Source organism: Isoptericola hypogeus (assembly GCF_039531145.1).
Lineage (GTDB): Bacteria > Actinomycetota > Actinomycetes > Actinomycetales > Cellulomonadaceae > Isoptericola > Isoptericola hypogeus.
On the sequence record NZ_BAAAPM010000008.1, the window covers coordinates 191,835 to 205,483 of the forward strand.

The following is a 13,649-nucleotide window of genomic DNA, read 5'->3' on the forward strand; positions in this document are numbered from 1 at the left end:
CGGGGTGGTCGCGCCCGAGCGCGACCACCCCGTGCGGGCGTCAGGCGCCGCCGGCGGCCGCGATCGACTCGCGGGCCGCGGCGGCCACGGCCTCCGCCGTGATGCCGAACTCGCGGTACAGCGTCTGGTAGTCGGCCGAGGCACCGTAGTGCTCGAGCGAGACGCTGCGGCCGGCGTCGCCGACGATCTCGCGCCAGCCCTGGGCCACGCCCGCCTCGACGGAGACGCGCGCCCGCACGGCGGGCGGCAGGACCGACTCGCGGTACGCGGCGTCCTGCTTGTCGAACCACTCGCGGCTCGGCATCGACACCACGCGGGCGGCGACCCCCTCGGCGGCGAGGATCTCGCGCGCCTCGACGGCCAGCTGCACCTCGGAGCCGGTGCCGACGAGGACGACGTCCGGCGTGCCGTCCGTGTCCAGGAGCGTGTAGCCGCCCTTGAGGGTGCCCTCGGCCGGCGCGTAGCCCTCCGCGCCGCGCGGGTAGGTCGGGACGTTCTGGCGGGTCAGCACGATGCCGGCCGGGTTGGCGGTGTTCTCGATGATGCCGCGCCAGGCCCACGCCGTCTCGTTCGCGTCGGCGGGGCGCACGACGTCGAGGCCCGGGATGGCGCGAAGCGCCGCGAGGTGCTCGACCGGCTGGTGGGTGGGGCCGTCCTCGCCGAGGCCGATCGAGTCGTGCGTCCACACGAACGTCGTCGGGATCTCCATGAGGGCCGCGAGGCGGACCGAGGCCCGCATGTAGTCCGCGAACTGCAGGAACGTGCCGCCGTAGGGGCGGGTCAGGCCGTGCAGCACGATGCCGTTGAGGATCGCGCCCATGCCGTGCTCGCGGATGCCGAAGTGCAGCGTGCGGCCGTACTCGTGGCCCGGGAACTTCTTGGTCGCGTGCTCGACCGGGATGAACGACGGCTGGCCGTCCATCGTCGTGTTGTTCGAGCCGGCGAGGTCGGCCGAGCCGCCCCACAGCTCCGGGAGGACGTCGGCGAGGGCGCTGAGCACCTTGCCGGAGGCGGCGCGAGTCGCGACGCCCTTCTCCGAGGCGTCGAACTGCGGCAGCGCGTCGGCCCAGCCGTCCGGGAGCTCCCGGGCGGTGAGGCGCTCGAGGAGCGCGGCGGCCTCGGGGGCGGCGGTCTTCCACGCCTCGAACGACCGGTCCCAGGCGGCCCGCTGGTCGGCCTGGTGCTCGGCGACGGCGCGCGTGTACGACAGCACGTCCTCGTCGATGTGGAAGGTCGCCTCGGGGTCGAGCCCGAGGGCGGTCTTGAGGCCGGCCACCTCGTCGGCGCCCATGGCCGAGCCGTGGATGCCGCCCGTGTTCTGCTTGGTGGGCGACGGCCAGCCGATGATGGTGCGCAGCGCGATGAAGGAGGGCCGGTCGGTCTCGGCCTTCGCGGCGTCGAGGGCCGCGGCGAGCGCGTCCACGTCCTCCGCGTAGCCGGTGCCGCCCTGCGTCCAGTCGACCGCCTGCGTGTGCCAGCCGTAGGCGGCGTAGCGCGCCAGGGTGTCCTCGGTGAACGAGATGTCGGTGTCGTCCTCGATCGAGATCTTGTTCTGGTCCCAGATCACCACGAGGTTGCCGAGCTTCTGCGTGCCGGCGAGGGACGAGGCCTCGGAGGTGACGCCCTCCTGGAGGTCGCCGTCCGACGCGATGACGTAGACGTGGTGGTCGAACGGCGACTCGCCCGGCGCGGCGTCGGGGTCGAGCAGGCCGCGCTCGCGGCGGGCCGCCATGGCCATGCCGACGGACGAGGCCAGGCCCTGGCCCAGCGGGCCGGTGGTGATCTCGACCCCGCGGGTGTGCCGGTACTCCGGGTGGCCGGGGGTCTGGGAGCCCCAGGTGCGCAGCGCCTCGAGGTCGGACATCTCCATGCCGTAGCCGGCGAGGAACAGCTGCAGGTACAGCGTGAGGGACGAGTGGCCGGCCGACAGGACGAACCGGTCACGACCGACCCAGTGGGGGTCGGACGGGTCGTGGCGCATCGTCTTCTGGAACAGCAGATACGCGGCGGGGGCCAGCGAGATCGCGGTGCCGGGGTGGCCGTTGCCGACCTTCTCCACGGCGTCCGCCGCCAGCGCCTTGATGGTCTTCACCGCGCGGTCGTCGAGGTCGTTCCACTCGAGCGGGGCGACGGAGGGGTCGAACGCGTTCACAGATGTGCCTCTTTCCTGCCCGGGGCCTGCCCCGGGTGCTTGCTGCTGCTCTGCCGGTACCGGGCGCCGGCGCGTGCCGACCACGAGGATCGGGGACGCATCGGCCGGCACGACGGCCGGGCCGATGAAGCGGACCGGGCCGACGGGCCTGCCCCGGGCTCCTGCCGCGTGCAGCACCACCCTAGCCCGGAGGGTTCCCTGCGCGCCCGTCCCCGGCGTTCCGTCCCACCAGATGGGCCCGGACCGGGCCCGCGCCGTCGCGAGGGACGTCCCGGCGCGGCCCGCGGGATTTCTCACAGGCGTCCGGTGTCGCCCTGGGCCACCTGGGCGAACACGTCGTCGTACGATGAGGCGGCGACGGTTCCTCGTCGCCCGAGCTCCCCGGACCCCCAGCCGAGAACGGACAAGCACGCGCGTGAGCACCACGAGCACCACGACGTCCCACCCACAGGCGCCCACCCGCGCGGCGGTGCGGGCCCGCCGGGAGCGTGCCGGATCCGAGCGGGCATCCGGGCCCGGTGCGCCGCGCACTGGGTGGCGGGGCCGGCTCGGCGCCTACGTCGCGCTGACGAAGCCGCGGATCATCGAGCTGCTGCTCGTCACCACGCTGCCCACGATGATCCTCGCCGAGAACGGGCTCCCGGACCTGTGGCTCGTGGTCAAGACGCTCGTCGGCGGCACCCTCGCGGCCGCGTCCGCGAACGTCTTCAACTGCTATCTGGACCGCGACATCGACCAGGTGATGAACCGGACCAAGCGGCGCCCGCTGGCCACCGGGGAGATCACGCCCCGGGCCGCGCTCGTGTTCGCCACGGCGCTGGGCGTCGTGTCGCTGCTGTGGTTCGCGCTGCTGGTCAACGTCCCGTCGGCGTGGCTGACCTTCGCCGCGATCGCGATCTACGTCGTCGGCTACACGATGATCCTCAAGCGGCGCACGCCGCAGAACATCGTGTGGGGCGGCATCGCCGGCTGCATGCCCGTCTTCATCGGCTGGGCGGCGGTCACCGGGACGCTCAGCTGGTCCGCGCTCGCGCTGTTCGGCGTGATCTTCTTCTGGACCCCGCCGCACTACTGGCCGCTGTCGGTCAAGTTCAAGAAGGACTACGCCAACGCCGGCGTGCCGATGCTGCCCGTGGTCGCCACCGACCGGCGGGTCGCGATCGAGATGGTCGCGCACACCGTGGCGATGATCGCCTGCTCGCTCGCGCTCGTGCCGCTGGCGGGCATGTCCTGGGTCTACACCGTGGTCGCCGTCGGCCTGGGGGCGTGGTTCCTGGGGCTCGTCGTCGCGATGCTGCGGCGGGCCGACCACCCCGAGCGCGGCAAGCTCGGTGCGATGAAGGTCTTCCACGGGTCGATCACGTACCTCACCCTGCTGTTCATCGCGGTCGCCGTGGACGTCTTCCTGCCGCTCTGACGCGCTCACCCCGACCGTCGCGCCCTGACCCTCGCACCTGACGCCGATCCGGCCGACGCGCTGCCGGGACTGCTCCGGGAGCGCCGAGGACGCAGGCATGATGGGGCTGTGCCGACCGTGACCGATCTCGACCGCGTGCCCGGGCTCGCGGCGCCGCTGCGCGACTACCTCGCGCACCTCGGCGTGGAGCGCGGCCTGTCGGCGAACACGCTCGCGGCGTACCGCCGTGACCTCGGTCGTTACGCGACCCACCTGGCCAGGACGGGGCGCGGCCGCCTGGACGAGGTGGCCGAGGCCGACGTCACGGGCTACGTCACGGTGCTGCGGCAGGGGGCGGACGGCTCGGCGGCGCTCTCGGCGTCGTCGACGGCGCGCGCCCTGGCGGCCGTGCGCGGCTGGCACCGGTTCGCGCACGCCGAGGGCCTGAGCGCGAGCGACCCGGCCGCGCGGGTGTCCGCGCCGAGCACCCTGCGCCGCCTCCCGCACGCCCTGTCGGTCGACGACGTCGCCCGCCTGCTCGACGCCGCGGGAACGGGGGAGGGGCCGGTACCGCTGCGGGACCGGTCGCTGCTCGAGCTGCTGTACTCCACCGGCGGGCGCATCAGCGAGGTCGTGGGGCTCGACGTCGACGACGTCGACGGGGTCCTGGGCGACCACGGGGCAGGGCACGGCAGCGGCCTCGGGGACGGCGTCGCGGGCGGGACGGTCCGGCTGCGCGGCAAGGGGGACAAGGAGCGGGTGGTCCCGGTGGGATCGTTCGCCCGGTCCGCGCTGGAGGCCTACCTCGTGCGGGCCCGGTCGCCGCTGGCGTCGGCCGGGAGCGGCACGGCCGCGCTCTTCCTCAACACCCGCGGGGCGCGGCTGTCCCGGCAGAGCGCCTGGGCGGTGCTGCAGGGCGCCGCGGAGCGCGCCGGGCTGACGCAGCACGTGTCGCCGCACACGCTGCGGCACTCGTTCGCGACGCACCTGCTGGCCGGCGGGGCCGATGTGCGCGTCGTGCAGGAGCTGCTCGGCCACGCGTCGGTGACGACCACGCAGATCTACACCATGGTCACGCCCGACACGCTCCGCGAGGTGTACGCGGCGGCCCACCCGCGGGCCCTGGGATGACGTCCCCGGGGCCCCTCGGGACGATGCGCGGCGCGCCCGGCGCGCCGCACGGCGCCCGGGGAGGGCTGGGGTAGCGTGACGGGCGTGAGCGAGGGACTCGGGAGCGACACCATGACGCAGACGACCACGAGCGACGCCTCACCGACCGCCGGTCCGGCGGCGCGTCAGGCCAACGGGACGCCGCTCTTCGGCGCCGCCGGCGACGGCAGTCCCGACGAACCCCGCACGGACGTCGTCGGCCGCACGGTGCCCGACTTCCCGGACCCGTCGCCGCTGGCGTCGCACGGCCCGGCCCGCATCGTGGCGATGTGCAACCAGAAGGGCGGGGTGGGCAAGACCACGACGACGATCAACCTGGGGGCCGCCCTCGCGGAGTACGGCCGCCGCGTGCTGCTCGTCGACTTCGACCCCCAGGGCGCGGCCTCGGTCGGCGTCGGGGTCAACCCGCACGACCTCGAGCTGAGCGTCTACAACCTCCTCATGGAGCGGGACGTCACGTTCACCGACGTGCTCCAGCCCACCGCGATCGACGGCCTCGACGTGCTGCCCGCGAACATCGACCTGTCGGCGGCCGAGGTGCAGCTCGTCGGGGAGGTCGCGCGCGAGTCGGTCCTGGCCCGGGCGCTGCGTCCGGCCCTCGACGACTACGACGTGATCCTCGTCGACTGCCAGCCCTCGCTGGGCCTGCTCACCGTCAACGCGCTCACCGCGGCGCACGGCGTGCTCATCCCGCTGGAGTGCGAGTTCTTCGCGCTGCGCGGCGTGGCGCTGCTCGTCGAGACGATCGAGAAGGTGCGCGACCGGCTCAACCCGGCGCTGGAGGTCGACGGCATCCTGCCCACGATGTACGACGCGCGGACGCTGCACTCCCGCGAGGTCGTGGCCCGCGTGCACGAGGCCTTCGGCGACACGCTGCTCCACACGATCATCGGGCGCACCGTGAAGTTCCCCGACGCGTCCGTCGCGGCGGAGCCGATCACCAACTACGCGCCGACGCACGCCGGCGCCGCCGCCTACCGCCAGCTGGCCCGTGAGCTCGTCGCCCGCGGCGACGCCGCCTGAGGCGGAGGTGAGGCCGCAGACGAGCCGCGGCCTCGAGCACGACCAGGCCGAGACTGAGCGCCGGCCTCGGGCGGGATCGCACCGTGCCTGAGGCGGAGGTCCAGGACCCACCGCGGGCCGCCGGCTTCGAGGTCCACCTGGAGAACTTCAGCGGCCCGTTCGACCTGCTGCTGTCGTTGATCGCCAAGCACGAGCTGGACGTCACGGAGGTGGCGCTCGCGGCCGTGACGGACGAGTTCGTCGCCCACATCCGCGCCGCCGACCAGGCGGCGCGCGCCGCGGCGGACCGGGGCGAGGAGCACCCGTCCTGGGACCTGGGGACCGCCAGCGAGTTCCTGGTGGTGGCGGCGACCCTGCTCGACCTCAAGGCGGCGCGCCTGCTGCCCGGCGTCGTCGAGGAGGACGGCGAGGACCTCGAGCTGCTCGAGGCGCGTGACCTCCTCTTCGCCCGGCTGCTGCAGTACCGCGCGTACAAGGAGGTCTCGGGCCTGCTGGCCGAGCGCCTCGCCACGGAGGGGCGGCGTGTGCCGCGGTCGGTGCCGCTGGAGCCCGAGCTGGCCGCCCTCCTGCCGGAACTGGTCTGGACGCTGGACGGGGCCCGACTGGGCGAGCTCGCGGCCCGGGCCCTCGAGCCGCGGCTGCCGCCGGTGGTGGCGCTCGACCACCTGCACGCCCCGGCCGTGAGCGTCCGCGAGCAGGCCGGGGTCGTCGCGCGGCGGCTGCGGCGGGACCACGTGTCGACGTTCCGCGCGCTCGTCGCGGGCGAGGAGCGGCTGGTGGCCGTGGCGCGCTTCCTGGCGCTCCTGGAGCTGTTCCGCTCGGGCCAGGTCGCGTTCGAGCAGGCCGCGCCGCTGGGCGAGCTCACGGTGCGATGGACCGCGACCGACCGCGAGGACGCGGCGGACGGCGACGACGCGGCGTTCGCGGCAGGCTTCGAGGAGTTCGACGGCGATCCGGACGGTGCGGTGCCCGCGACGGCGCCGTCGATGCAGGGAGGGGCGGCGTGAGCTCACAGGCGGTACGCGAAGAGACGGTGCACGACGGGACGGCGCACGACGAGGCCGTGGTGGACGCCGACCGGGCGGAAGACGCCGCGGCGGCTGGCCCGACCGACGCTCCCGTCGAGGTCGAGGTCGAGGTCGAGGTCGAGGTCGAGGCGCCCGAGCCCGTCGACGTGGACGTGGACGACCTTCCCGGCGGGCTCCCGGCCGCCCTCGAGGCGGTGCTGATGGTGGCCGAGGGCCCGGTGCCGGTCGAGCGGCTCGCGGCCGGCGTCGGGCGTCCGGTGCCGGAGGTGTCCCGGGTGCTGGCCGAGCTCGCGGCGGAGTACCGGGGCGAGCTCGGCGGCAGGCCGCGGGGCTTCGACCTGCGGGAGGGCGCCGGCGGCTGGCGGGTGTACTCCTCGCGCGACCACGCGGACGTGGTCGGCGCGTTCGTGCTCGAGGGGCAGTCGGCCCGGCTGAGCCAGGCCGCGCTCGAGACCCTCGCCGTCGTCGCCTACCGCCAGCCGGTGACGCGCGGCCAGATCTCCGCGGTGCGAGGGGTGAACGTCGACGGGGTGGTGCGCACCCTGGTGGCGCGCGGCCTCATCGCCGAGATGGGACAGGACCCGCTGAGCGGCGCCGTCCTGTTCGGCACCACGGGCGAGTTCCTCGACCGTATAGGCTGGTCGTCGCTCGACGAGCTGCCGCCGCTCGCCCCGCACCTGCCGGGCGTCGAGGAGGCGGTCGGCCTCGACCCCTCCTCGACGCGCGTCGTGCTCGGGCGGGTCGACGACTCGCCCGGGTCGTGACGGGGCAGGTCGCTCAGGCGACCGTGGCGTCGACGGTCACGTCGATGTTGCCGCGCGTGGCGTTCGAGTAGGGGCACACCTGGTGCGCGGCGTGCACGAGCGCGTCCGCGGTCGCCTGGTCGACGCCGCTCATCTCGGCGTGCAGCGCGACGCCGAGGCGGAAGCCGCCATCGTCGGTCGGCAGGAGCGCTACCTCGGCGACGACGGCGGAGTCTGCGACCGTCGCCTTGTCCCGGCGCGCGACCAGCTTGAGGGCGGAGTGGAAGCAGGCGGCGTAGCCCGCCGCGAAGAGCTGCTCGGGGTTGGTGGCCCCGCCCGAGCCCCCCATCTCCTTCGGGACGGCGAGCTCGACGTCCAGCAGCCCGTCGTCCGAGCGCGACCTGCCGTCGCGTCCCTCGCCCGTGGCCGTCGCGACGGCGGTGTAGATGGCGGACATGCGCTCCTCCTCGGTAGAGTTACTAGTTCGTCTACTAGACCACCCGGCGATCGTTGCCGCAAGCAGCCGGTGCGCGACAGCCAGCGCGAGAAAGAGGTGGGGGACATGGGGGCCATGGCGGCGGCGCCGACGGAGCCCGAGCGGGCGCACTCGCGCCGCGGAGGTGTCCGGGCGCGCATCCTCCACGCCGGGGGCGCGCTGTTCTACTCGGGCGGCGTCCGAGCAGTGAGCGCCGACAAGGTGATCGCCGCGGCCGGCGTGTCCAAGGTCACCTTCTACCGACACTTCCCCACGAAGGACGACCTCGTCGTCGCGTACCTGGAGGCCGTCGCCGAGCGCGAGCGCGCGCTCCTCGACGAGCTTCGGCGCGCGCACGCCGGCGACCCGGACGCGGCGCTCGCCGCGCTCGCCGCCGTCCTCGGCGAGCTGGCGGCCGGCCCGCGGTTCCGCGGCTGCTCCTTCGTGAACGCGGGGGCGGAGCTCGCCGACGCGGACCATCCCGCGCGCGCCGTCGTCGCGCGGCACCGCGCGTCGTACGCGGGCTTCTTCGCCGGCGTCGCGCGGGGCGCCGGCGCCCCCGAGCCGGACGCGGCCGCGGCGGAGCTGATGATGGTCCGCGACGGTGCCATGGTGTGCGGCGACATGGGGGACGCGACAGCAGTCGGACCGAGGCTGGCGGGCGCGTTCGCCGCCGTGCTGGCCGCGCACCGCCGGGCCGCAGGAGGTCCGGGAGGCGTCACGTCCGGCAGGACCGGCGTGACCTGAGAGAATCGGTGACCATGAGCACCGAACGCCGCGGCGGGAGCCGCCGCACCCCCCGTCCCTCCGGCCAGCCGTCGGACGGCGCCCGGCAGCAGCCCGGCGGCCCCCGCGGATCTTCCCGGCGGGGAGCGGGGTCGAGCAAGCCGCAGCGATCGAGCAAGCCCCAGCGACCGAGCCGGCCGCCGCGGGCCGGCACCGGCGCCGACGACGACCGGGACGTGCACGTCGCCGACGGCGTGCGGCTGCAGAAGGTGCTCGCGCAGGCGGGGCTCGGCTCGCGCCGCAAGTGCGAGGAGCTCATCGCGGAGGGCCACGTCGAGGTCGACGGCGTCCTGGTGACGGAGCTCGGCGTGCGTGTCGACCCGGCGACGGCCGCGGTGCACGTGGACGGTCTGCGCGTCCAGCTCGACGCCTCCAAGGTGACGCTGGTGCTGAACAAGCCGCTCGGCGTCGTGTCGACGATGAGCGACCCCGACGGGCGGCCGTCCGTGGGCGACCTGGTGAAGGACCGGCCGGAGCGGCTGTTCCACGTGGGCCGCCTCGACGCCGACAGCGAGGGCCTGCTGCTGCTGACCAACGACGGCGAGCTGGCCAACCGGCTCGCGCACCCGCGGTACGAGATCCCCAAGACCTACCTGGTGTCCGTCGGCGGCGGGGATTTCCACCCGCGCCACGCAAAGGCGCTCACGTCCGGCGTCGAGCTGGAGGACGGCCCGGCGCGCATGGACAAGGTGCGCGTCGTGGACGCGATGCCGGGGGCGACCATGCTCGAGGTCGTGCTGCACGAGGGCCGCAACCGCATCGTGCGCCGCATGCTCGACGCCGTCGGCTTCCCGGTGACCCGTCTGGTGCGCACGCGCATCGGCCCGATCGCGCTCGGCGACCTGCGGGCCGGGCGCTCGCGGGTGCTCGGGCGCACCGAGCTCGGCACCCTGATGCGCTCCGTCGACATGTGACCGGCGGACCGCGCCGAGCAGACCCCGAACACCCGCAACGCCTCGCGCAGGCGCGCACGACAACCGAAGCACAACGACAGAAGGTGAGCAGTCACGTGGTCGTCATCGCCGTCGACGGTCCCTCCGGATCCGGCAAGTCCAGCGTCTCCAAGGCGGTGGCCGCCCGGCTCGGGCTCGCGTACCTCGACACCGGGGCGATGTATCGGGCGGCGACGCTGTGGTGCGTCGGGCGCGGGACGGACCTGTCGGACCAGGCGGCCGTCGCGCACGCGGTCCGGGTCATGCCGCTCGAGATGGGCCTGGACCCGAGCGGGCCCACAGTGCACCTGGACGGGCGCGACGTGGCGGAGGCGATCCGCACCACCGAGGTGTCCACGGCCGTCTCGGCCGTCGCGACGAACCTGGACGTGCGCGCGGAGCTCCGCCGCCGCCAGCGCCAGGTCATCGAGGCCGAGCAGGCCCCCGAGGGCTTCGCCGCGGGGCGCGGCATCGTGGCCGAGGGGCGCGACATCACGACCGTGGTCGCGCCCGACGCCGACGCGCGTGTCCTGCTCACCGCCAGCGAGGAGGCCCGGCTGCGCCGCCGCTCCCTGGAGGTGCACGGGGCCGCCGACGACTCCGCCGTCGAGGCCACCCGCGACCAGGTGCTGCGGCGCGACCGCGACGACGCCACCGTGAGCCAGTTCCACGTCGCCGCCGACGGCGTGGTCACCGTGGACTCCTCGGAGCTGGACTTCGACCAGACCGTCGACGCCGTCCTCGCCGTCGTCGGGCAGGTCACCGCCTGAGGGGCACGCGACCGCCCTCTCGAGACCCCCGTCCCCCGCCCGCCGCGCCGGGTGACGGGGGTCTCGTTCGTGACACGCGTCCGGTCCTGGGAGAATGGCTCCCATGACCCCTTCTGCCGACGGCTCCTATCCTGCTGCCGCGCCCGCCGACGAGCCGACGCCCGACGTCGAGGCGCCGGACGTCGAGCCCGGCGTCGAGCCGGTCGCCGAGCCCGTCGTCGCCGTCGACGACGTGCCCCTCGCCGGCGGCGAGGACGACGACGCGGCCCGCGAGCGCGCCCTGCGTGCCGGGCTGGAGGACTTCGAGCTCGACGACACCGACCGGGCCCTGCTCGACGCGGAGTGGGCCGAGGACGGCGCCGGTCCGGGCCGGGCCCCGCTGCCGGTGCTGGCGGTCGTGGGCCGGCCGAACGTCGGCAAGTCGACGCTGGTCAACCGCATCCTCGGCCGCCGCGAGGCCGTCGTGGAGGACAAGCCGGGCGTCACCCGCGACCGCGTGAGCTACCCGGGCGAGTGGTCCGGGCGCGAGTTCACGCTCGTCGACACGGGCGGCTGGGAGGTCGACGTCGCCGGCATCGAGTCCAAGGTGGCGGAGCAGGCCGAGGTCGCCGTCGCGCTGGCGGACGCCGTGCTGTTCGTCGTCGACGCGACGGTGGGCGCCACCTCGACGGACGAGCGGGTGGTGGAGCTGCTGCGCCGCTCGGGCAAGCCCGTCGTGCTGTGCGCGAACAAGGTGGACGGGCCGTCCGGCGAGGCCGACGCCGCGTACCTGTGGGCGCTGGGCCTCGGCCAGCCGCACCCGATCTCCGCGCTGCACGGGCGCGGCACCGGCGACCTGCTGGACGCCGCGATGAAGGCGCTGCCCACCACGTCCGCGCACGCCGAGCTGCGCCCGGAGGGCCCGCGCCGCGTCGCGCTGATCGGGCGCCCCAACGTCGGCAAGTCGTCGCTGCTCAACAAGATCGCGGGTTCCGAGCGCGTCGTCGTCGACGAGGTCGCGGGCACCACCCGCGACCCTGTCGACGAGCTCGTGCAGATCAAGGGCGTGCCGTACTGGTTCGTCGACACGGCGGGCATCCGTCGCCGGGTGCACCAGACGCGCGGCGCGGACTTCTACGCGTCCCTGCGCACGCAGGCGGCGATCGAGAAGGCCGAGGTCGCCGTCGTCCTGGTGGACGCGTCCCAGCCGATGACAGAGCAGGACACGCGCGTCATCTCCCAGGTCGTGGACGCGGGCCGCGCGCTCGTGATCGCGTACAACAAGTGGGACCTCATGGACGACGACCGTCGCCCGTACCTCGAGCGCGAGATCGAGAAGGACCTGGTGCAGGTCCAGTGGGCCCCGCGGGTGAACGTCTCCGCGCGCACCGGATGGCACACCGACCGGATCGCGCGCTCCCTCGAGACGTCGCTCGAGTCGTGGGACATGCGCATCCCGACCGGGCGCCTCAACGCGTTCCTCGGCGAGCTCGTGGCCGCGCACCCGCACCCGCTTCGGGGCGGCAAGCAGCCGCGCATCCTGTTCGGCACCCAGGCGTCCACCCGCCCGCCGCGCTTCGTGATCTTCGCCACGGGCTTCATCGAGGCGGGCTACCGGCGCTTCATCGAGCGCCGTCTGCGCGAGACGTTCGGGTTCGAGGGCTCGCCCATCGAGATCAGCGTGCGTGTGCGGGAGAAGCGCCGCCGCTGAGCGTCGATCGCATCGGCAGGCAGGGGAGAGGACGACGATGACCACCCCGTCCCGGACCGGACGCGGCCGGGGGCGTGACGACCGGCCGGGCGCCGAGCGCCGGCCGGGTGGCGACCCGCTCCCGCGCCGCGGGCGGCTGCTGCGCCTCGGCGTCGCCCGGGACACGTCGGCCGTGCGTCACCTCGTCACGTTCCTCGTCGTGAGCGTCGCGACGGTGCTCGTCACGCGATTCCTCCTCGCGGCTTCCGGATACCCGCAGGTGGGCGGCGGCGGCCTGCACGTCGCGCACGTGCTCTGGGGCGGCCTCGGCATGGCGCTCGCGGTGGTCGTGCTGCTGTCGTGGGTCGGGCCGGTGCTGCGCTCGCTCGGCGCCGTGCTGGGCGGGGTGGGCTTCGGCCTGTTCGTCGACGAGATCGGCAAGTTCGTCACCTCCGACAACGACTACTTCTACGCGCCGACCGCCGCCCTCATCTACGCCGTCGTGGTCGTCCTCGTGCTGCTCGTGGAGGCGCTGCACGGTCGGCGGGCGCACCACCCGGCCGAGTACCTGGCGGTGGCCACCGACCGGGCCGTGGCCGGGGTCGCCGGCGGGTTCACGGACGCCGACCGGGCGGAGGCACGGTCGCTCGTCGAGCGCGGGCGGGGCGAGCCGGGCGCCGACGAGGTCGCGGCGCTCGTCGAGGCCGTCCCCCGCGACGACGAGGTGGTCCCGGACCCGGTGCGGGGGCTCGTGCGGCGGGCGGCGTCGTGGTGCGCCGGCGCGCTCGAGCACCGGTGGGCGGCCGTGGTCGTGGTCGTCGCGGTCCTCGGGACGGCTGCCGGGGCGCTGGTGGTCGGGCTCCGCGTCGTGAGGGGGGACGTGGACGTCCCGACCTGGGTCGGTGCCGGGATCCTTGCCGCCGTCGCGGGGACGGTGGCGTGCGTCGTCGCGGGCCTGCTGGTGGGTGCGGGCGACCACCGCGCGGGCGCCGTGTGGGTACGTCGCGGCGTGCTGGTGAGCCTGCTGGTCACGCAGCTCCTGGCGTTCCGGGCGGTGCAGTGGGTGGCCGTGGCCGGGCTCGTGGTGGACCTGGCGGTGCTCGCCGCGCTGGGCGTCGCGCTCGGCCGGGACGACGAGCGGCGGGCCGAGCGGCCGGGCCGCGGTCGGCGCGAGGACGCGGCACCGCGATCCTGACCTGATCGCGTCGGCAGCCTGCCTGCCCCGGGCCGCCGCGCCCGGCCGCCGGCACGAGAGGTGCGTCACTCCGACTTGCCAGCATCCCGGGCGCCGTGGCACGGTCAGCGGGACGAGCGACAAGCTCGCGTGCTCTGGGGTCGGTGAAACTCCGAACCGGCGGTGAAAGTCCGCGACCCGGTCACTGCCAGTGACCGGTTGACCAGGTGGAACTCCTGGACCGACGGTCAAAGTCCGGATGGGAAGCGCACGCGACGGCTCCCGTCCGGCCTGCCGCCGACCCGACGTCGGCGCACCCGTCCTCGGTGAC

General features: G+C 74.7%; 12 protein-coding genes and 1 riboswitch. Of the genes, 10 read left to right on the forward strand and 2 right to left on the reverse strand.

Features of this window, described 5'->3' with window-relative positions; all coding sequences use genetic code 11:
- Positions 1 to 40: 40 nt before the first annotated feature.
- On the reverse strand, positions 41 to 2,152 hold the full coding sequence (gene tkt / locus ABD254_RS16575) for a transketolase (protein ID WP_344249711.1): 2,112 nt from the start codon (positions 2,150 to 2,152) through the stop codon (positions 41 to 43).
- Positions 2,153 to 2,567: 415 nt separating this feature from the next.
- On the opposite strand from tkt, the gene ABD254_RS16580 reads away from it, so the two are divergent.
- The 5 genes from ABD254_RS16580 (at position 2,568) to scpB (ending at position 7,533) form a co-directional block, all read left to right on the forward strand.
- Positions 2,568 to 3,569, forward strand: a complete 1,002-nt coding sequence (locus tag ABD254_RS16580) for a heme o synthase (RefSeq protein ID WP_344249712.1) — start codon at positions 2,568 to 2,570, stop codon at positions 3,567 to 3,569.
- Positions 3,570 to 3,686: 117 nt separating this feature from the next.
- Positions 3,687 to 4,679: a site-specific tyrosine recombinase XerD gene (locus tag ABD254_RS16585; protein ID WP_425553850.1), complete on the forward strand. Its 993-nt coding sequence runs from the start codon at positions 3,687 to 3,689 to the stop codon at positions 4,677 to 4,679.
- Positions 4,680 to 4,790: 111 nt separating this feature from the next.
- Entirely contained in the window at positions 4,791 to 5,741 is a 951-nt protein-coding gene (locus tag ABD254_RS16590) for a ParA family protein (protein WP_425553851.1), read from the forward strand.
- Between the two features lie 83 nt (positions 5,742 to 5,824).
- On the forward strand, positions 5,825 to 6,748 hold the full coding sequence (locus tag ABD254_RS16595) for a segregation and condensation protein A (protein ID WP_344249715.1): 924 nt from the start codon (positions 5,825 to 5,827) through the stop codon (positions 6,746 to 6,748).
- Entirely contained in the window at positions 6,745 to 7,533 is a 789-nt protein-coding gene (gene scpB / locus ABD254_RS16600) for an SMC-Scp complex subunit ScpB (RefSeq protein ID WP_425553841.1), read from the forward strand. The genes ABD254_RS16595 and scpB overlap by 4 nt, the downstream gene beginning before the upstream one ends.
- Positions 7,534 to 7,546: 13 nt before the next feature.
- Here the strand turns inward: scpB and ABD254_RS16605 are convergent, their stop codons facing one another.
- Complete coding sequence (locus ABD254_RS16605) at positions 7,547 to 7,969, reverse strand: organic hydroperoxide resistance protein (protein ID WP_344249716.1); 423 nt, start codon at positions 7,967 to 7,969, stop codon at positions 7,547 to 7,549.
- 105 nt (positions 7,970 to 8,074) lie between these two features.
- Between ABD254_RS16605 and ABD254_RS16610 the strand changes: the two genes are divergently transcribed.
- The 5 genes from ABD254_RS16610 (at position 8,075) to ABD254_RS16630 (ending at position 13,339) form a co-directional block, all read left to right on the forward strand.
- The gene (locus ABD254_RS16610; RefSeq protein WP_344249717.1) at positions 8,075 to 8,734 is read left to right on the forward strand and encodes a TetR/AcrR family transcriptional regulator; all 660 of its coding nucleotides are present in this window, start codon (positions 8,075 to 8,077) and stop codon (positions 8,732 to 8,734) included.
- 14 nt (positions 8,735 to 8,748) lie between these two features.
- Positions 8,749 to 9,687 (forward strand): pseudouridine synthase, encoded by a 939-nt coding sequence (locus ABD254_RS16615; RefSeq protein WP_344249718.1) that lies wholly within the window; start codon positions 8,749 to 8,751, stop codon positions 9,685 to 9,687.
- Positions 9,688 to 9,770: 83 nt separating this feature from the next.
- On the forward strand, positions 9,771 to 10,475 hold the full coding sequence (gene cmk / locus ABD254_RS16620) for a (d)CMP kinase (RefSeq protein ID WP_344249719.1): 705 nt from the start codon (positions 9,771 to 9,773) through the stop codon (positions 10,473 to 10,475).
- A gap of 103 nt (positions 10,476 to 10,578) precedes the next feature.
- Positions 10,579 to 12,165 carry a ribosome biogenesis GTPase Der gene (gene der, locus ABD254_RS16625; protein ID WP_344249720.1) on the forward strand — a complete coding sequence of 529 codons (1,587 nt, stop codon included), beginning with the start codon at positions 10,579 to 10,581 and terminating at the stop codon, positions 12,163 to 12,165.
- A 37-nt stretch (positions 12,166 to 12,202) separates the two neighbouring features.
- Positions 12,203 to 13,339, forward strand: a complete 1,137-nt coding sequence (locus ABD254_RS16630) for a hypothetical protein (RefSeq protein WP_344249721.1) — start codon at positions 12,203 to 12,205, stop codon at positions 13,337 to 13,339.
- A gap of 125 nt (positions 13,340 to 13,464) precedes the next feature.
- Positions 13,465 to 13,594, forward strand: a riboswitch (FMN riboswitch).
- Positions 13,595 to 13,649 lie beyond the last annotated feature (55 nt).